The sequence below is a fragment of the Actinomadura alba genome, assembly GCF_014323705.1.
In the GTDB taxonomy this organism is placed as follows: domain Bacteria; phylum Actinomycetota; class Actinomycetes; order Streptosporangiales; family Streptosporangiaceae; genus Actinomadura_C; species Actinomadura_C alba.
Map to the genome: position 1 here is coordinate 15,013 of NZ_JABVEC010000030.1, position 17,065 is coordinate 32,077.

Annotated in this window: 17 protein-coding genes and 1 pseudogene; 9 read left to right on the forward strand and 9 right to left on the reverse strand. The window is 72.0% G+C overall.

The features are described 5' to 3' along the window. Positions 1–35: 35 nt before the first annotated feature. A complete protein-coding gene (locus HKK74_RS29805) occupies positions 36–1,082 on the forward strand; it encodes an endo-1,4-beta-xylanase (protein WP_187246711.1) in 1,047 nt (348 codons plus the stop codon). Here HKK74_RS29805 and HKK74_RS29810 read toward each other — a convergent pair. Further along, positions 1,046–1,423, reverse strand: a complete 378-nt coding sequence (locus tag HKK74_RS29810) for a hypothetical protein (RefSeq protein WP_187246712.1) — start codon at positions 1,421–1,423, stop codon at positions 1,046–1,048. The two genes, HKK74_RS29805 and HKK74_RS29810, sit on opposite strands and share 37 nt — an antisense overlap. A 282-nt stretch (positions 1,424–1,705) precedes the next feature. On the opposite strand from HKK74_RS29810, the gene HKK74_RS41645 reads away from it, so the two are divergent. Continuing rightward, entirely contained in the window at positions 1,706–2,887 is a 1,182-nt protein-coding gene (locus HKK74_RS41645; protein ID WP_187246713.1) for a LamG-like jellyroll fold domain-containing protein, read from the forward strand. 33 nt (positions 2,888–2,920) lie between these two features. Here the strand turns inward: HKK74_RS41645 and HKK74_RS29820 are convergent, their stop codons facing one another. Both HKK74_RS29820 and HKK74_RS29825 read right to left on the reverse strand, forming a co-directional pair. Continuing rightward, on the reverse strand, positions 2,921–3,457 hold the full coding sequence (locus HKK74_RS29820) for a winged helix-turn-helix domain-containing protein (protein WP_187246714.1): 537 nt from the start codon (positions 3,455–3,457) through the stop codon (positions 2,921–2,923). A gap of 183 nt (positions 3,458–3,640) precedes the next feature. Next, the gene (locus tag HKK74_RS29825) at positions 3,641–4,204 is read right to left on the reverse strand and encodes a GNAT family N-acetyltransferase (RefSeq protein ID WP_312881932.1); all 564 of its coding nucleotides are present in this window, start codon (positions 4,202–4,204) and stop codon (positions 3,641–3,643) included. A gap of 327 nt (positions 4,205–4,531) precedes the next feature. Between HKK74_RS29825 and HKK74_RS29830 the strand changes: the two genes are divergently transcribed. Further along, positions 4,532–5,359: a phosphoribosylaminoimidazolesuccinocarboxamide synthase gene (locus HKK74_RS29830; protein ID WP_187246715.1), complete on the forward strand. Its 828-nt coding sequence runs from the start codon at positions 4,532–4,534 to the stop codon at positions 5,357–5,359. Between the two features lie 28 nt (positions 5,360–5,387). On the opposite strand, the gene HKK74_RS29835 is transcribed toward HKK74_RS29830, so the two are convergent. Further along, entirely contained in the window at positions 5,388–6,017 is a 630-nt protein-coding gene (locus HKK74_RS29835; RefSeq protein ID WP_187246716.1) for a sensor histidine kinase, read from the reverse strand. Positions 6,018–6,357: 340 nt separating this feature from the next. Here HKK74_RS29835 and HKK74_RS29840 point away from each other — a divergent pair, with 340 nt between their 5' ends. Continuing rightward, entirely contained in the window at positions 6,358–9,204 is a 2,847-nt protein-coding gene (locus HKK74_RS29840) for a helix-turn-helix transcriptional regulator (RefSeq protein ID WP_187246717.1), read from the forward strand. Between the two features lie 92 nt (positions 9,205–9,296). After that, on the forward strand, positions 9,297–10,301 hold the full coding sequence (gene add / locus HKK74_RS29845) for an adenosine deaminase (RefSeq protein ID WP_187246718.1): 1,005 nt from the start codon (positions 9,297–9,299) through the stop codon (positions 10,299–10,301). Between the two features lie 37 nt (positions 10,302–10,338). Here the strand turns inward: add and HKK74_RS29850 are convergent, their stop codons facing one another. Together HKK74_RS29850 and HKK74_RS29855 are read right to left on the reverse strand one after the other, a co-directional pair. Continuing rightward, complete coding sequence (locus HKK74_RS29850; RefSeq protein ID WP_187246719.1) at positions 10,339–11,373, reverse strand: CU044_5270 family protein; 1,035 nt, start codon at positions 11,371–11,373, stop codon at positions 10,339–10,341. Further along, on the reverse strand, positions 11,370–11,987 hold the full coding sequence (locus HKK74_RS29855; protein ID WP_187246720.1) for an RNA polymerase sigma factor: 618 nt from the start codon (positions 11,985–11,987) through the stop codon (positions 11,370–11,372). Before HKK74_RS29855 ends, HKK74_RS29850 begins: the two co-directional genes overlap by 4 nt. 179 nt (positions 11,988–12,166) lie before the next feature. On the opposite strand from HKK74_RS29855, the gene HKK74_RS29860 reads away from it, so the two are divergent. Then, positions 12,167–12,676 (forward strand): Dps family protein, encoded by a 510-nt coding sequence (locus HKK74_RS29860; protein ID WP_312881914.1) that lies wholly within the window; start codon positions 12,167–12,169, stop codon positions 12,674–12,676. A 65-nt stretch (positions 12,677–12,741) separates the two neighbouring features. Here HKK74_RS29860 and HKK74_RS29865 read toward each other — a convergent pair whose 3' ends face one another. Beyond that, positions 12,742–14,277, reverse strand: coding sequence for an aldehyde dehydrogenase (NADP(+)) (locus HKK74_RS29865; RefSeq protein ID WP_246492128.1), 1,536 nt, complete (start codon positions 14,275–14,277; stop codon positions 12,742–12,744). Between the two features lie 31 nt (positions 14,278–14,308). Between HKK74_RS29865 and HKK74_RS40400 the strand changes: the two genes are divergently transcribed. Beyond that, a complete protein-coding gene (locus HKK74_RS40400) occupies positions 14,309–14,635 on the forward strand; it encodes a hypothetical protein (RefSeq protein ID WP_246492129.1) in 327 nt (108 codons plus the stop codon). Here HKK74_RS40400 and HKK74_RS42015 read toward each other — a convergent pair. Together HKK74_RS42015 and HKK74_RS29870 are read right to left on the reverse strand one after the other, a co-directional pair. Continuing rightward, a pseudogene (locus tag HKK74_RS42015) lies at positions 14,599–14,757 on the reverse strand (histidine phosphatase family protein); the annotation flags it as partial. The gene HKK74_RS40400 and the pseudogene HKK74_RS42015 sit on opposite strands and share 37 nt — an antisense overlap. A gap of 37 nt (positions 14,758–14,794) precedes the next feature. Next, the gene (locus HKK74_RS29870; protein ID WP_187246722.1) at positions 14,795–15,310 is read right to left on the reverse strand and encodes a hypothetical protein; all 516 of its coding nucleotides are present in this window, start codon (positions 15,308–15,310) and stop codon (positions 14,795–14,797) included. A 41-nt stretch (positions 15,311–15,351) separates the two neighbouring features. Between HKK74_RS29870 and HKK74_RS29875 the strand changes: the two genes are divergently transcribed. Together HKK74_RS29875 and HKK74_RS29880 are read left to right on the forward strand one after the other, a co-directional pair. After that, positions 15,352–15,942, forward strand: coding sequence for a substrate-binding domain-containing protein (locus tag HKK74_RS29875; RefSeq protein WP_187246723.1), 591 nt, complete (start codon positions 15,352–15,354; stop codon positions 15,940–15,942). Continuing rightward, the gene (locus HKK74_RS29880) at positions 15,939–17,018 is read left to right on the forward strand and encodes an aldose epimerase family protein (protein ID WP_222722902.1); all 1,080 of its coding nucleotides are present in this window, start codon (positions 15,939–15,941) and stop codon (positions 17,016–17,018) included. Before HKK74_RS29875 ends, HKK74_RS29880 begins: the two co-directional genes overlap by 4 nt. The last annotated feature ends 47 nt before the right edge of the window (positions 17,019–17,065 follow it).

Genomic DNA, 17,065 nt, shown 5'->3' on the forward strand with positions numbered 1-17,065 from the left:
ATTTCCGTCCCGTACCCACCCACAGGAGGAACGCCATGAAGTCACGCGTACTCGTCACCGTGCTGGCGGCGCTCGCGCTCACCGCCACTACGGCCGCTCCGGCGTCCGCGCATCCGGGCCGGACCCCCGAGGACCTCCGCGGGCTCGCGCACAAGACCGGCGTGCGCATCGGCTCGGCCGTCGCGGTGGACCCGCTCACCGCCGAGGCCGACTACCGGCGGGTGCTCCGGCGGGAGTTCACCAGCGTGACCGCCGAGAACGCGATGAAGTGGGAGTCGGTCGAGCCGGAGCGAGGCCGGTACACCTGGGAGGGCGCCGACGCGGTGGTCGACTTCGCCCGGCACAACCGGCAGGCCGTGCGCGGGCACACGCTCGTCTGGCACAACCAGCTCCCCGCCTGGCTCACCGAGGGGACCTTCACCGACGAGGAGCTGCGCGGCATCCTGCGCGACCACATCACGACCCAGGTACGCCGTTACCGGGGCAAGGTCGGCTCATGGGATGTCGTCAACGAGGTCTTCAACGAGGACGGGACCCTGCGCTCGTCGCTGTGGCTCACCCGGCTCGGGCCCGGCTACATCGCAGACGCCTTCCGCTGGGCGCACAAGGCGGACCCGAGGGCCAAGCTGTACGTCAACGACTACAACCTCGAGTGGATCGGCCCCAAGAGCGACGCGGCCCTGGAACTGGTCAAGGGACTCAAGGCCGAGGGCGTGCCGGTACACGGCGTCGGGTTCCAGGGGCATCTCTCGCTGGAGTACGGCTTCCCCGGCGACTTCGCCGACAACATGCGCCGCTTCACCGCGCTCGGGCTCGAGACCGCCATCACCGAGATCGACGTACGGATGCACCTGCCGGTGACCGAGGAGAAGCTGGCCGCCCAGGCCGACTATTACCGGCAGGCGCTGTCGGCCTGCCTGAGCGTGCGGCGCTGCGCGGAGTTCACCGTCTGGGGCTTCACCGACCGCCACTCGTGGATACCGGGCTGGTTCGAGGGCCAGGGCGCGGCCTGCCTGTTCGACGAGGCGCTGAACCGCAAGCCCGCCTACCACTCGCTGCTGGCGCTGGGCCGGCGGCGCTGAGCCCGGGAGCCCGATCCGTCAGTGGAGTCCGGTCCGTCAGCGTGGGTCCGGGCCCTCGCGCGGAACGCGGTCGGTCGGTCGCCGGGGTCGGCCACGCACGTGCCGTACTTGTCGGAACCGGCCGCCGCCTCCTTCGCCGCAGGCCCGAGCGAGGCGGGGACCGCCGTCCACGACGGCTCCGCCGAGGGAGGTTCGGACGCCATGCCGCCGATCACGAGCGCGATGTCGACGACGAGCAACGGTACGAGGGGGGCGAGGAGCATCCAGCGGCAGCGCCGCCGATCCCGTGGTGACCGGGCCCTCCCGAGGGCGCTGAGAGGGCCGTACGGTCGGTGTTCCATGGGCGCGTCTCCTGCCTTTCGGGCATGCGTGAACCGCTTTCCCGGCATGCGTGATCAGGCCGATCAGGCCGGCGTTCGGGGGCGGTGACCCGAGCCTCAGGGATGGAGAGGACACGCACAAGATCTCGTGCTGTCCGGGCTTGTCCGTATATGTCCGTACAGGTCAGTGCCGGTCTCGGACAGGCGGGCTCGGACAGGAGAGGTGGCGCGCCGAACGGAGCGGGGTGCTTCCTCGGTCGCCTCCGCTGGACGCTTATCGATCATCGTCGATAGATTTGCGCCGTGTCCGCGAACGGTTCGCCGCCCGACCCGGACGAGGCCCTCTCGGTAGCCGACTTCGTCGCTCTGCTACGCGGGCTCAAGGGCTGGTCCGGACTGACTTACCGCGAGCTCGAGAAGCGGGCACTGGACAACGGGGACTTCCTTCCGCGCAGCACCATCTCCACCGCGCTGGGCCGCGGGTCCCTGCCGCGAGAGGACCTGGTCAGGGCGCTCGTGACCGCGTGCGGTTGCGACTCCGACACCGTAGACGCCTGGCTTTCGGCGCGTCGGCGGCTGGCGGCCGGTCCGGACGTCGCCCGGCTCATCGCAGGGCGGCCCGTGGACGGCACGGCTGACGAGGTGTCGGCCGACGACGACCTCCCGTCGCCCCTGCCTCGCGGCCGGCTCCGCCGGTGGGCCGCCTGGGCGCTTCTTCCCGCCGTGGCGGTCGCCACGCTCATCGGCGTCGCCTCGGGCGCGGTGCCGGGCCTCCCGAGACCGGGCTCCGGGGCGAGCGTCTCGCCGCGACCGTCCGGGCCGGCCGGTACGGCACCGATCCCGGACCCGGCGGCCTGGTGGCGCTTCGAAGAGGCCGGCGGATCAACGGTGTCGGACTCATCCGGTCGTGGTCGTACCGCGACGCTGCGCGGCGGCGTCGAGCGCGTCGCGGGGGCTTCCGGCGGTGGTGCGCTGCTGTTCGACGGCGCAGGGCACGCCGCCACCAAGGGGCCCGTCGTCCGCACCGACGCGGCCTTCACGGTCACCGCGTGGGTTCGCAACGACGCGCCCGACCGCTGGACCACCGTGATCAATCAGCACGACGGCACCTACCCGGCCTTTCTGATCAACTACGACCCCGACCACTCCGAGTGGGCGCTCATGATGCCCCACCCGGTCAGTGGCTCGATCAGCGGTGACCGGGGCCTGTTCAGCGGCGTCCCGGCGGCGCGCGGCAAGTGGGTCCACCTCGCGGCCGTCTCCGATCCCGGGGCGGGCCAGGTGAGCCTCTACACCGACGGCGTTCTGGCGAAATCCGGGCCCGGCACCGCGATGCGCCGGGGCGACGGCCCGCTCGACCTCGGACGCGGATGGCGCGACGGCAGGGCGATCGACGGCTGGCGCGGCGCCATCGACGACGTACGGGTCTTCGACCGCGCTCTCACCGGCGGCCAGATCAGAGAGGTGCTGAGCCGTCGGACGTAGCGGTTCCGCCGGGACAGGCCGCGCCGCCTCGCCTCACGTGGAGGGTTCGTACTTGTAACCGACGCGGCGGACGGTCCGCAACCGGTGCCCGTGCGGGCCGAGCTTGCGGCGCAGCCGGTGGACGTGCACGTCCACCGTCCGCGCGCTCGGCCCGTACTCGGCACCCCAGACCGAGGCCAGCAGCTGCCGGCGGCTGAAGACCTGGCCCGGGCGGGCGATCAGATGGGCGAGCATCTCGAACTCCAGGTAGGTGAGATCGAGCGCCCGGCCGGCCGACCAAGCACGCCGCGTCGCCCGGTCGACGACGACATCGCGCGCGGCCGGTCCGGGAGGCTCCGGCTCCGGTCTTTCCAGCGCCATTCCCTCGATGGCCGAGACCAGATGGGCCACGATCGCGACGGCCGTGCCGGTGCCGGGCACCGGGACGACGCCGAGGAGCGTGCCATGCTCCCCGGCCGGCGCCCCCGTGCCGGCCGGGTCGGCTCCGGTGGGGTCCTCGACGGCGGTGTCAACGGCGTCCCGCACGCGTGCGAGGAGGTCGATGACGTTCGTGAGCTGGGGCTGGGACATGGCGATTTCCGTTCCAGTGGTCGTCGCGGCAGGTGGGGGTTCCGGGACGGCGGGCGCAGCACAGGGCGCTCGCCTGAAACCGGAGGTCCACATGCAGCCGCGCCACGAGAAGCGGATCGGTCGTCATGGCGTCATCATCGAAGTAGTTTCCGATTAAGTCAACCAATTAAGTTGAGAATTCCCTCACGGTGCTGAGATCGGGAGCGGCAGGATCAGGACGTCCATGACCACGGCGTGGGGGAGGTCGGGGCGGAGTTCGCCGGCCTTGCGCCAGCCCCAGCCGGTGTAGGCGCGGTAGGCCCTGGCGTTGCGCGGACGTACGAGCAGCACGGCCCGCGACTCGGGCCGGGCCGACAGCAGTTCGTCGTGCAGGGCGTGCCCGATGCCCTGGCCGGTCCAGGCCCGGGCGACCATGATCTCGGAGAGGGCGAAGGTCCTGCTCCCGTCCTCGTGGGTGAAGCCGGGCTCCGGCTCGTGGGCCAGCCCGCGCCACCACGCCTCGCCGGACCGCACGGTCAGCGGCCAGCCCCACGCCTGCGCCACCGGTTCGCCGCCGCACCAGGCGATCACCATGTCGAGGTCCGGCCGCGTCGCGTAGGCGTCGAAGCGGCGCATGAACGCCTCCTCGCCGGCGAACGGGTCGTCCGCGGCGATCTGCTCGGCATAGGCCTCGCGGTGGACGAGCGCGACCGCGTCGCGGACGGCGCGTGCCCGCTCGGCGCCGTAGCGCCGGAACTCCGGTTCCACCAACGAAGGACCCTCCCTGTGGCCGGACGACCTGCGATATCGGCGCCCCACCATGGGCACGCCGCGTCACATGGTGTCGCGATCGCCGGATTCACGCGAGCGCGCCCCCGCTGTCACCCGCACGACAGCCCGTGATCATGCAGTTGTTCGCGCGGGCTCCAACGCCACGGGCACACCGGCTTCATGGAATAACTGCATGATCACGGCCTGGAACCCTCCCTGATCGAGGGGCGTCCTCGGGCGGTCCCGGCGGGCTGTCTAACCTTGGTGGCTGGGCGAGGCCCGGCGTACGACCTGGGCGCTCGATGACGATCAAGGAGAGATGGCGTGCGACTGGTCCATTCCGGGAAGGTGCGCGACGTTTACGAGGACAGGGGAGACCTGATCCTCGTGGCGTCGGACCGGGTGAGCGTGTACGACGTCGTCCTGCCCACGGAGATCCCCGACAAGGGGAAGATCCTCACCCGGCTCTCGCTCTGGTGGTTCGAGCGGCTCGCCGACATCGTGCCGAACCACGTGATCTCGGCGACCGACGTACCGCAGGAGTGGGCGGGCCGGGCGATCCGGTGCCGCCGGCTGGAGATGCTCCCCGTGGAGTGGATCGCCCGTGGCCACCTGGCCGGCCTCGGGCTGACGGAGTACGAGAAGCACGGCACCGTCTCGGGTGTCGCCCTGCCGCCCGGCCTGGTCGAGGCGTCCCGGCTGCCCGAGCCCGTCTTCACGCCCACGACCAAGGCCACCGAGGGCCACGACGAGTTCATCACCTTCGAGGACGTGGTCGAGCGGATCGGCGCCGGCGCCGCCGACGAGCTCCGCCGGATCACCCTGGAGGTCTACCGGCGGGGCTCCGAGCTCGCCGCCGAGCGCGGGATCATCATCGCCGACACGAAACTGGAGTTCGGCCGGGCGGCGGACGGCACCCTCGTACTCGCCGACGAGGTGCTGACGCCGGACTCCTCGCGGTTCTGGCCGGCCGGCGACTGGACACCGGGGCGGGCCCAGCGAAGCCTGGACAAGCAGTTCGTCCGCGACTGGTCGGCCACGCTCGACTGGGATCGCACGCCACCCGGCCCGCCGATCCCGCCCGAGGTCGTCGAGGCGACCCGGGACCGCTATGTCGAGGTGTACGAACTGCTCACCGGGCTCCGCTGGTAGCCCTGGTCAGGACACTGATCGCTGCTGGTCAGGCCAGAGGAAGCCTGAGCACGAAGCGGGCACCGCCGAACGGGGAGTCTCCGACGTGGAGGGTTCCGCCGTGGTCGTGGGCGATCTCTCGCGCGATCGCGAGCCCGAGACCGGTGCCATTCCCGTCCCGGCGCACCGCCGGGGCCAGCCGGGTGAACCGTTCGAACACCCGCTCCCGATCCGTCTCGGCGATCCCGTCGCCGTCGTCGGCCACGGTGAGCTCGGCCCTGTCCCCGCTGCGGTAGACCTCGATCTCCAAGTTACGGTCGGCGTGCCGCTGGCCGTTGTCCAGCAGGTTGCCGAGCAACTGGGCGAATCGGTCGGGGACGGCGTTGACGATCACTTCGCGGTCGAGGATGCATCGCACGGGGATCCGATCGGCCCGCTGGGAGACCTCCGCCTCGACCAGCTCTGCGAGATCGACGATCTCCCGTTCCCGGGGTACGCCGGCGTCGATGCCCGCGAGCAGTAACAGGTCGTTGACGATCTGTTCCAGGCGGCCGACGTCGCGCAGCGCCCCGGCGGCCAGGTCGCGAAGTGGGGCGTCCTCCGGATGCAGCCCGGCCTCCTCGAGCCGGGTTCGCAGGCCGGTGATGGGACCGCGCAACTGGTGGGCCGCGTCGTGCACGAAGCCGAGCGGGCGCTCGGGCCGGTCGGCGGAGTCACGGGCCGATAGCGCGCTTTGGAGGCCCCGGGACCTGTCGCAAGCGTTGTGGCACCTGAATCCGTGGTTCCGTAGTCGAACCTGTGGGCGGTTCGGTGCGACGGCGAGACTGGACATGCTGGAGAAAGGCCTTCCTTGATCGGTGACCAGAGAGCATCCGTCAACTGGCGACGGCTACCGCACATCCTCGCCCGGGGGGCCACCGCCCCATATCCCTCATTCGTGTAGCTGTTGTGCCAAGTCCGCGCAGGTCAAGGGCCATAGGGCCATTGCGTCACAGTGTGCGGGGGTGTGGGATGAAGGCATGGTGGACCGGGCGCCTCATGAGCCTCGGGGTACGGGGACGGCCGCCATTCCCCGGCGGTCCTGGCCAGGCTGGCGCGGCCGGGAGCGGGAATGGGAGATCGCCGTGGGCATGCTGTCGGCGGCGGAGCGTACCGGCCGCGGTGGTGCCCTCCTCGTGGAGGGCCGGCCGGGCATCGGCAAGAGCCAGTTGCTCGGTGAGGCGGCCAAGACCGCCGCCCAGCTCGGCATCGGGGTCGCGCAGGGCTGTGCCGACGAATTAGGGCAGCTGACGCCGCTCGTTCCGCTGACCGAGGCGCTCGGTGAGCAGAGCTTCGCGCAGGCTCGTCGCGACGGGGACGGCGGTGCCGAGACGGTCGACCTTCGGCTGGCCCTCGTCGATCGGCTGCGTGAGCACGTGGAGGAACGCGGCCGGCACGGACCGCTGCTCATCACTCTCGACGATCTTCAGTGGGCGGACCCCACCACGCGGCTGGCGCTGCGATCACTGGTACCGGAACTGGCGTCCTACCCGCTCGTGTGGTTACTGGCGCGTACGACCGGGAAGGGCGACCCCGGCATGGACGCGCTCTTCAAGCTGCTGGAACAGGAGGGCGCGGTCCGGCTGGCGCTGAAGCCCCTGGACGACCGCGCGGTGGCCCAGGTCATCAGCGACCGGCTCGGCGCGCCGGCCGGTCCGGACGTCCTGGCCCTGGCGGCCGGCGCCAGGGGCGTCCCGTTCCTGCTCATCGAGCTGCTGCGGACGTGCCGAGAGGAGGGCGTGGTCGAGGTGGCCCCGGGTCATGCGCGGCTCACCTCGGTCCAGCGGATCCGGCAGATCACGCGGAGCAGCCTGGACGAGCTGTCCCCGGAGACCGGTCATCTGCTCCGGGTGGCCGGGATCCTCGGCTCGTCCTTCGCGGTGAACGACCTGGCGGATCTGCTGGCCGAACCGGTGAGCCGCCTGCCGCCGCGGCTGGACGAGGCGATGGCGGCGGGTGTGATCGTACCCGTGGCCGACCGGCTGGCCTTCCGCCACAATCTGCTGTGGCAGGCCGTGACCGACGCGCTCTCCGCGCCGGTACGCGCGGCGTTGCACCGGCAGGCGGGAGAGATGCTGCTGGAGCGCGGCAACGTCGTCTCGGCGGCGGCCCACTTCATGCGCTGCGCCGAGCGCGGTGAGGCGCGGGCCCTCGACGCGCTCGACCGGGCGGCTCGCGAAGTGCTGCCCTCGTCGCCGCAGACCGCCGCGGACCTTGCGATCCAGGCACTCGCGCTGACCGAACCGGCCGATCCCGAGCGGTTCGCCCGGTCGGCCACGGCGGTGGACGCCCTCACTGCCTCGGGACGCCTGACCGAGGCGATGGAAGCCGCCAAGGACGCGCTGCGCCAGGCGCCGCCCCAGCCGTGGGCGGCCCGCCTCCAGTACGAGCTGGCGTCCACCCTGCTCCTGAGCGGCCGGTCGGCCGAGGCGGTGGCCGAGGCCGAGTCCCTGCTCGCGCAGGGCGGGCTCTCCGAGGAGCTGCGGGGGGCCGCCGAGCTGGCGGTGTTCCGGGGACTGATGGCACTGCACGACTTCGGCCGGGGCAGGAGGCGGGCGGAGGCCATCGTCGCCGAACCCGCCGGGCAGGCGGACACCGCGCTGGTCGGTGCGCTGATGCTCCGCGCGCACGCCGCCTGGGAAGAGGCACGGGCCGCCGACGCGTTCCATGACCTCCACGAGGCGGTACGGATCGCGAGCAGCGGATCCATCGAGGCCCGCCGCTCTCATCCACGCCTCTACCTGGCCCGTTCGCTCATCGGTGTCGGAGAGCTCGAGGAGGCCGATGCCGTCATCCAGGCCGCCGCCGCCGATATCGGGGCCCTCGGGCACACCGCGCACGCCGCCAGCCCGTCGTTCTTCCGGGCCTGCCTGTGGCTGGACTCCGGCCGTCTCGCCGACGCCGCCGCCGAGGCCGAGGCCGGGCTGAGCACCGCGGACCGGCTGAAGGCGCACAAGTTCACCCTGATCGGGCTGGCCGTACTGGCGATCGTCGGGTTACGGCGCGGCGACATCGACACTGCCGCGCGGCACATCGAGCGCTTCCTTTCCGAGCTGCACGCCGCGCACGGAGCGATGTTCGGCTCGTTATGGGGCACCTGGGCCGTGGCGCTGGTCGCCGAGGCCCAGAGCGGACCCGAGCGCGCGGTCGAGATCCTGCACCGCTGCTACGGCGACGAGCGAGACCGCCGCTGGATGCTCATGCTGGAGCTCAACGCGGCGGCGTGGATGACCCGTACGGCATTGGCCGCCGGGCAGGACGCGGCGGCCCGGGGCATCGTCGACACGGCCATGCGGGTCGCGTCCGACAACCGCGCCTACCCCGCGCTCGCCGTCGCCGCGTCCCACGCCCGCGGCATCCTGGACCAGGACGCCGCGGCCCTCGCCGAGGCCGCCGAGCTCTCCCGTGACCCGTGGAGCAGGGCGTCCGCCGCCGAGGATCTCGCGGTCCTGCAGAGCGCCGGTGCGGAGGAGACCGACCGCGTAGCCGCCGTCGGCCGTCTCGAGCAGGCCGCCGACGGCTACGAGCGGATCGGCGCGCTGCGGGATGCGGCCCGGGTGCGCGCCCGGCTGCGGCGGCTCGGTGTGCGGCGCCGCCACTGGACCTCCGGCCCGCGACCGGTGTCCGGGTGGGACAGCCTGACCGACACCGAGCGCAACATCGCCTTGCAGGTCGCCCAGGGCATGACCAACCGTCAGGTCGCGTCCCGCATGTTCCTGTCGCCCCACACGGTGTCGTTCCATCTCCGCCAGGTGTTCCGCAAGCTCGGCATCGGCTCGCGCGTCGAGCTCGCCCGCATCTCCGCGGAGCGGGGACACCGGCCGTAGCCCGGGGATCGCCGGCACCGGCCGTGGCCCGGGGATCGCCGCCCGGCCCGATGCGCTGGCCGGGGACCGCGAAATGCTGCCACGATGTGCGGATGCGCGAGGTACGTGATCTCAAGGCGCTGCCCAAGGCGCATGTGCACCTGCATCTGGACGGCGCGATGCGCCGCGAGACGCTGGCCGACCTGGCCGAGGCGGCCGGGATCACCGCCGTTCTGCCCCGCGGGTACGGGTCGTTCGCCGCGTTCATGGAGACGATCACCACGGCGGCCCGTTGCCTGCGCACGGCGGCGGACGCCGAACGCCTCGTCGACGAGGTGGTCGAGGACGCCGGTCGCGCCGGTGCGGTGTGGGTGGAGCCGTCGATGTGGCCGGGCCTGTTCGGCGGACGGCTCGGCTCGGACGCCGAGGCCGTCGACATCGTGCTCGCGGCCGGCCGCGAGGCGGTGCGGCACCACGGTGTCGGGTTCGGCCTGATCGTGGCGGCCAACCGGGACCGGGGTCCGGCGGACGCGCTGGCCGTGGCCCGGCTCGCGGCCTCCCGCGCGGCCGACGGCGTCGTCGGGTTCGGCCTCGACGGTGACGAGACGGCGGCGCCCGGTGCGTGGTTCGCGGAGGCGTTCGCGGTGGCGCGCGCCGCCGGGTTGCGCGTGGTGCCCCACGCCGGTGAGCTGGCCGGTCCGGAGTCGGTCCGGGAGGCGCTGGACGTCCTCGGCGCCGACCGGATCATGCACGGTGTGGGCGCGGTGCGCGAACCGGCGCTGGTCGACCGGCTGGCCGAGACGGGCACGCCGCTCGACGTGTGCCTCACCAGCAATGTGATGCTGGGGGTCGTGCCGTCCATCGACCGGCATCCGCTGCCCGTCCTGCTCGCCGCCGGCGTGTCCTGCAGCGTCAACGCCGACGATCCGTTGCTGTTCGACACCGACCTGCTCGCGGAGTACGAGACCGCGCGCAGCGAGCTCGGCCTGATCGACGAGCAGCTCGCCGCGGTCGCGGGCACCTCGCTGCGGCACAGCGGCGCGCCGCGCGACCTGGTCGACCGGGCGCTCGCGGAGATCGACGCCTGGCTGCACGGGGACGAGCGGGGGCAGGCCTGACGCGGGTCAGGCCTGCCGGGCCGCTCTCCGTCCGGTACTACTTCGTGGGTCTCTGCCCGACCTTGTCGGTGATCGTCAGCGTGAGGGTCGCCCTGGTGTAGAGCACGGTGCCCTCCTTGGCCGATCCGATCGCATCCGGTGCCCTGCCGGACTTCGGCGGGGCGGACTTGCCACCGGAGGGCTTGAACGTGTCGTCGTGGTCCACCACCTGGCGTTCGCCGAGCAGTCGGTACGTCTTCGCTTCGAAGATCAGTTCATGCCGGATTCGGTTCCAGGTCTGCCCGACCGCGATGCCCTTGCGTCCGGCGAGGTCCACGGTGTCGCCGGTCACCGTGACTCCCGGGATCGTCGCCGCGGCCTTGAACATGGCGGCCTTCGCCGCGGGTGCCACGTACGACTCCCGGAGGGTGTCGCCCACGGTGATGAAGGCCTGCACGTCCGGGGGGTTTCCGCCCCGGCTCTCGCGGTAGAGCCATGAGCGCATCGTGCGGGGATCGGTCGGCAGACCGGGCCGGTAGGCCGGAAAGGCGTGGCACTCGCGCGGAGGCCGGGTGAGGTCGACCTCGGGGAGCTTCTTCGGCTCCCGTCCCTTCGCGTTCGGCGCCGTGTCGCAGAGCCAGGTCGGGTCCTCGCCGTCGTTGTGCAGCAGGCCGGCCCGCTCTCCGTTGACCGACAGCCAGACCCTCCGGTGGGTGACCTGGCCCGGCTGGACGGGCTGTCCGGCTACGACGCGGAGGGGAGCCTGCCGGCTCTTCGCCTCGACGTAGACGAACTGGTCCGGACGGGGCTTGATGTCCGGTTGGCCGGCCGCCGTGGCGGCGGCCCGGTCGAGGATCTGGGGCGCGCCGGCGAGCGCCACCGTCGGCTCGTGGTCGACCTCGGCGGTCGGGGCGATGACCAGGGCGGCGGCGACTCCGCCGGCGAGCGCCGCCGTGGTCAGGCCGCCGATCAGCACCCGGCGGCCGGAACGGCGGCGGTGCCGGGTGGTCATCTCGCTCATGAGGTGCGTGCGCCGGGCGGCGTGGTGCCCGGCGGGCATGTCCTGCCGTGGCGGGGGAGTCTGGTCGTTCATGAGGTTTCCTCCGTGAAGAGCGTCGTGGGGCGATCTCCCCTCTTATGTCCGTTCGCCAGGCCCGGTTCCGTGTCCTGACGCAGCCTCGCTCTCGCTCTGGCCAGGCGAGATCGGACCGTGCCGATGGGGATTCCCAGTGCCTCGGCGGCCTCGGCATAGCCGAGCCCCTCCCAGACGCACAGCACGAGCACCTCCTGGTCGCGTCTGGACAGGTTTTTGATCGTGTCGAGCACCTGGCGCATCAGCTGTTGCGCTTCGAGGCGGGCGGAGGCCGCCGCCGCGTCGTTCGGGGCCTCCGGCAGGGCGCTGAGCCGGTCGAGCGCGGCGCGGTGCCGACGCAGGCTTCTGCGGTGGTTGTGCAGGACGTTCGTGGCGACGCCGTAGAGCCAGGGCAGCAGGGAATCCGAGCGCAGGTGCACCTGCGCGCGCCTGCGCCAGGTCTCCAGGAAGACCAGGGAGGTCAGGTCTTCGGCAGCCGCCCAGTCCGCCGTACGCCGGAAGCAGTAGTTGTAGACGGTGCGCGAATGCCGGTCGAAGAGCTCTCCGAAGGAGTGCTCATCGCCGTCACGCGCACGAGTCCACAGCACGGCGTCCGTGAGGGGTTCGAGGGTCATGACCGCTTAGTGTCCGCTCGGGTCTTCCGGTTCCCTGCCCGGCTCATCCTGATCGAGCGCTCCCGCGCCGGGCCGCCCGCCGGCTTTCGTCCGGGCGGGTTTCCCGACGCGGACAATCTCCATCCGGCCTCTGGACGCCGTTTTTTGAGTCCGTTTGTCGGCCGTGCCCGACGATTGTCGTGACGGAGAGGCTTGGGGACGCGATGACCGGCACCTGGCGTACAGATCCATTCCTGACGGACGGGCTCCTCAACCGGATCCTGGCCGACTCGACGATCCTCTACAACCTGTACAAGAAGCACCACCGGCTGGTCCGCGGGCCGCTCTCGCACCAACTGCACCTGCTGCTGGACAAGCACGCCGAGGAGCAGCTCAAGGTGATCGACCTGGTGGGCGAGCGGGTCCACCGGCTCGGCGGGGTGGCCGTCGCCGATCCTCGCCAGGTGGCCGAGATGACCATGGTGCCGAGGCCGCCCGACGGGGCCGAGGACGTCCCGGCGATGCTGTGCCGCCTCTTGGAGGCGCACGAGATCGTCATCGGCGCGGTCCGCGAGGCGATCGAGCGCAGCGCGGCGGACCGCGACGACGGCACCGCGGGCCTGCTGATGGGCGAGGTGCTCAGGACCAACGAGCTCCAGGCCTGGTTCGTCGCCGAACACCTGGCCGCCGCGCCTGTGGTGGGGGTCTGAGGGCGGCCCTCAGACCCCCGGACGGCCGTCGACGCGGCGCCCGCCCGTACGAGGTCAGACCCGGGTCAGGCCTCCAGGCGGCCGTCGACGCGGCGCGGGAGCCCCAGCGGGTTGTCGTCGCGCAGCGCGTCGGGCAGCAGCGTGGGCGGCGTGTCCTGATGGGTGATCGGCCGCAGGAAGCGCTGCATCGCGGCCGTGCCCACCGACGTGGTCGCGGCGTCCGTTGAGGAGGGGTAGGGCCCGCCGTGCTGCTGCGCCCAGGTGACGGCCACACCGGTGGGATGGCCGTTCCACACCACGCGCCCGACCCGCTCGCCGAGCCGGGCACCCGCGCCGGCCGCCACGTCGTCGGCGCCCGCGCCCGTGTGCACGGTGCCGGTGAGACTGCCCGGCACCCGGTCGAGCGCGGACAGCAACTCGGCCTCGTCGGCGTACGAGACCACCACGGTCACCGGGCCGAAGCACTCGTCCAGGAGCAGCTCGGCGGCGTCCGCGTCGGAGAGCACCGTGCTCGGCGCGGCGAGCAGCCGGGCGCTCACGTACCGGTCCTCGCCGCCGGCGCCCGAGGCGACGACCCGTACGCCGGGCAGTGCCTCGCGCTCGGCCAGGCCGGAGCGGAACGCCGCGCGGATGCCGTCGGTGAGCATCGCGCCGGGGGCGACCTCGGTGACGCTCCGGGCCATCCGGTCGACCAGCCGGTCGCCGGTCTCGCCGGCGGGCACGAACACCAGGCCCGGCTTGGTGCAGAACTGCCCGACGCCGAGGGTGAACGAGCCGGCCAGGCCGACCGCGATCTCCTCGGCGCGCTCGGCCGCCGCCGCGGGTGTCACGACGACCGGGTTGAGGCTGCCGAGCTCACCGTAGAAGGGGATCGGCTCGGGGCGGGAGCGTGCGATGTCGAACAGCGCCCGTCCGCCGCGTACGGAACCGGTGAAACCGACCGCCTTGACCCGGGGGTCGCGCACCAGCGTGGCACCGGCCTCCTGACCGTGCACGATCTGGACGACGTCGGCCGGCAGCCCGGCCTTCTCGGCCGACGCGCGCAGGATCCGGGCGCACCGCTCGGACAGGTCCGGGTGGGCGGGGTGGGCCTTGACGATGACGGGGCATCCGGCGGCGAGGGCGCTCGCGGTGTCGCCGCCTGGCACGCTGAACGCCAGCGGGAAGTTGCTCGCGCCGAACACCGCGACCACGCCGAGGGGAACGAGCATGCGACGCAGGTCCGGGCGCGGCACGGGCTTCGCCGACGCGTCGGCGTGGTCGATCGTGACGCCGAGCCAGGAGCCCTCCTCGAGGGCCTCGGCGAAGAGCCGGAACTGGAAGGCGGTGCGGGCGAGTTCACCGCGCAGCCGGGGCTCGCCGAGCGCCGACTCGGCGTCCGCGACCTCGACCAGCTCGTCGGCGGCGTCCTCGAGACCGCTCGCGCACTCCCGCAGCAGGGCGGCACGGCCCCGGATCCCCGCCGCGTCGAGTGCGGCGCGGGCCGCGTCCGCCGCACGACAGGCGTCCGCGACCTCGGCCGAGGTCGCCTCGACGGCGACCGCGACGGCATCGCGGCGCTCTCCCGTGCGCGCGTCGACGCTCCAGACCGGTTCGCTCATGAGATCAACCTCCAGGTAATGAGATTCGATTATGGACACTACTGACGAAGCTGAACAAACGCTGGCCGGCCTCGTCGAACTGGCCGGGCGGCGGCGTCCCCGGTGGCCGTCCGCCGACGCCGGTCTCCGTGGGCGGCTGGACGAGGCCCCCGGGATGCCACCGCCCGGCGGGCATCCCGTGGACGTGCGCCGGGAACGCGGCTGGATCGCGGACGGTCTCGGCGCAATACCGCACCGATCGACCTCGGAATGCCCTCCAAAGCGGCTCCAAGGCACCCCGGCTGCCGAGGCGATGAAGTCGGCGGTCTCACGGGCCCGCCGCATCGGGCTGCTGAACACCGCGTTCAGCCCTACCTGACGAAGCCACAAGGCAGTGCGGCCGGCCTGCTGGCGGCCGAGATCAGTCAACCCGGGGTCACCAGGCCGCGACTCCTTCTCCCCGTGCTGGACCACATAGAAGAGCGTCATGGTGCATAACATTCCGCGCCGGCTCCAGGCTCGGTGCCTCAGCAGGAGGTCAGAGTTCGAAGTCCTGGTAGCCGTACGTGGCGGTGTGCTCAAAGTGCCCGAGGAGCGGGTGCAGCGCGACCACGTCTCCCTCGCGCGCGACCTCCCCGCGCAGGGGCGGCACCTCGATGCGGTCCCAGTGGACGGTGACGTTGACCGCGTCCCCGAGCTCCCCGGCGAACATGCGGAAGGACAGGGTCTCCGTCTCGTCCTCTGCCTCCTCGTCCGCCTCGAAGTCGTACCCCACCGGCTCCTCGGGGCCGGTGAACGTGATGTCCGGGTAGCCCGCTATCGAAATTGTGAGGAACGGATGCAGGTCGATCGAGTCGGTCTGCTTCCCCTTCTGGTAGACGTCCAGAGTCAGGCGGGCGCCGTACCAGCAGAGCAGGTACAGGTTGATCTCCTCCGCGAGCTCCGCGGCCAGATCGTGCTTCAGCTCTTCGAGGCTGCCTCGGACGTAGTGGGTGTCCTTCCTCGCTCCCCCAGGATCGACGCCGAAAGCCAAGTCGTAGAAGCTGTGCGACATGCGCGCGACCCTATCGGTGGGCCACAGCCGCGTCGCCGGCCATGCGGTTGCGTCCACGGGGGTGGTGTACGAACCTTCCACCCGCCGCGTCGAGACGCCCAGCAGGTTTCCGAAGCTGCGCTCGGGTTCGCCATCGTCGGCGGCTCGCCCTGCTCGTCGGCCCGGAGGGGTCGTGGACCAGCCACGAGATCAGCGACGCCGCCGCCCACGCCGCCCGGTCGCAGGGCGCCGAGCTCGTCGTGCTCGGGCCGAACTCGCCCACCGAGCACGGCGGCCAGGTCGCCGCGCCCGAGGTGCTGAGCGCCGGCGCCACGGCGGTGCTCGCCTACAACGACCTGGTGGCGATCGGCCTCATCGAGGGCCTGGCCGAGCTCGGCGTCGAGGTGCCCGACGCCATCAGCGTCGTCGGGATCGACGACATCATGCCCGCGCGGATGGGCCGGCCGAAGCTCACCACGATCGCCATGCCCACCGTCGCGGCCGGGCGTACCGCCGTCGATATGCTGTTGCAGCTCGTCGGCTCCACCGAGCCCTCCGGGGCGGCGCAGACCTCGAGACCACGCTCATCGTCCGCCGCGTGGCCGATCCCGGCCCCTCCGCCGGGCTCGAGGCTCACCAGGGAGGCATCTTGACCGAGGGCACCGAGGGCGTAGCGGCGGGAGGCGTCGCCGAACGGCTCGGGACGACGCCGGACGGAACTCCGGTGGCGCGCTACACGCTGGCGAACGGGCGCGGTCTGCGGGCACGGGTGCTGACGTACGGCTGCGTGGTGGAGAGGCTCGAGGTGCCGGACCGCGAGGGGCGGTGGGGCAACGTCGTTCTCGGCTGTGCCTCGCTCGGCGATTACTTGACCAAGAGCCGGTACTTCGGTGCGGTGGTCGGGCGGTACGGCAACCGCATCGCGGGGGGCCGGTTCCGGCTCGACGGCACGGAGTACCGGCTGGCCCGCAACAACGGGGGCAACAGCCTGCACGGCGGTGAGCGAGGGTTCGACAAGCGAGTGTGGGAGGTGCTCTCCGCCGATGAACGCCGGCTGAGCCTCGGCCATCTGAGCGCCGACGGCGAGGAGGGCTATCCGGGCGCGCTCCAGGTGTCGGTGACCTACACCGTGACCGACGACGACGCCCTGCGCATCGATTACCGGGCCACCACCGACCGGCCGACCGTGCTCAACCTCACCAACCACTCCTACTTCAACCTCGCCGGTGAGGGGTCCGGAGAGGTGTACGACCACCAGGTGACGATCAACGCCGGGCGTTACGCCCCGGTCGACGCCGGACAGATCCCGACCGGAGAGCTCGCGCCAGTCGAGGGCACCCCGTTCGACTTCACCCGCGCGTGCTCGATCGGGAAGCGGATCCGCGACCCGCATCCGCAGCTGCTCATCGGGCACGGGTACGACCACAACTACGTGCTCGACAAGAGCGCACCCGGCGTGCTGGAGCCGGCCGCCCTGGTCGAGGAGCCGACGTCAGGGCGGGTCATGGAGGTGCTGACCACCGAGCCGGGCGTGCAGTTCTACTCGGGCAATGTCCTGGACGGCGGCGTCACCGGTCCGAGCGGGCGCGCCTACGGCAAGGGCGCCGGCCTGTGCCTGGAGACCCAGCACTTCCCGGACTCGCCGAACCAGCCGCACTTCCCCTCCACCGTGCTTCGTCCCGGCGAGGAGTTCACCTCGACGACCGTCTTCCGCTTCCACACGAACTAAAAGCGTTCGCCCGCGCCGGAACCACGAGTCCCCTCCACCGTGATCAT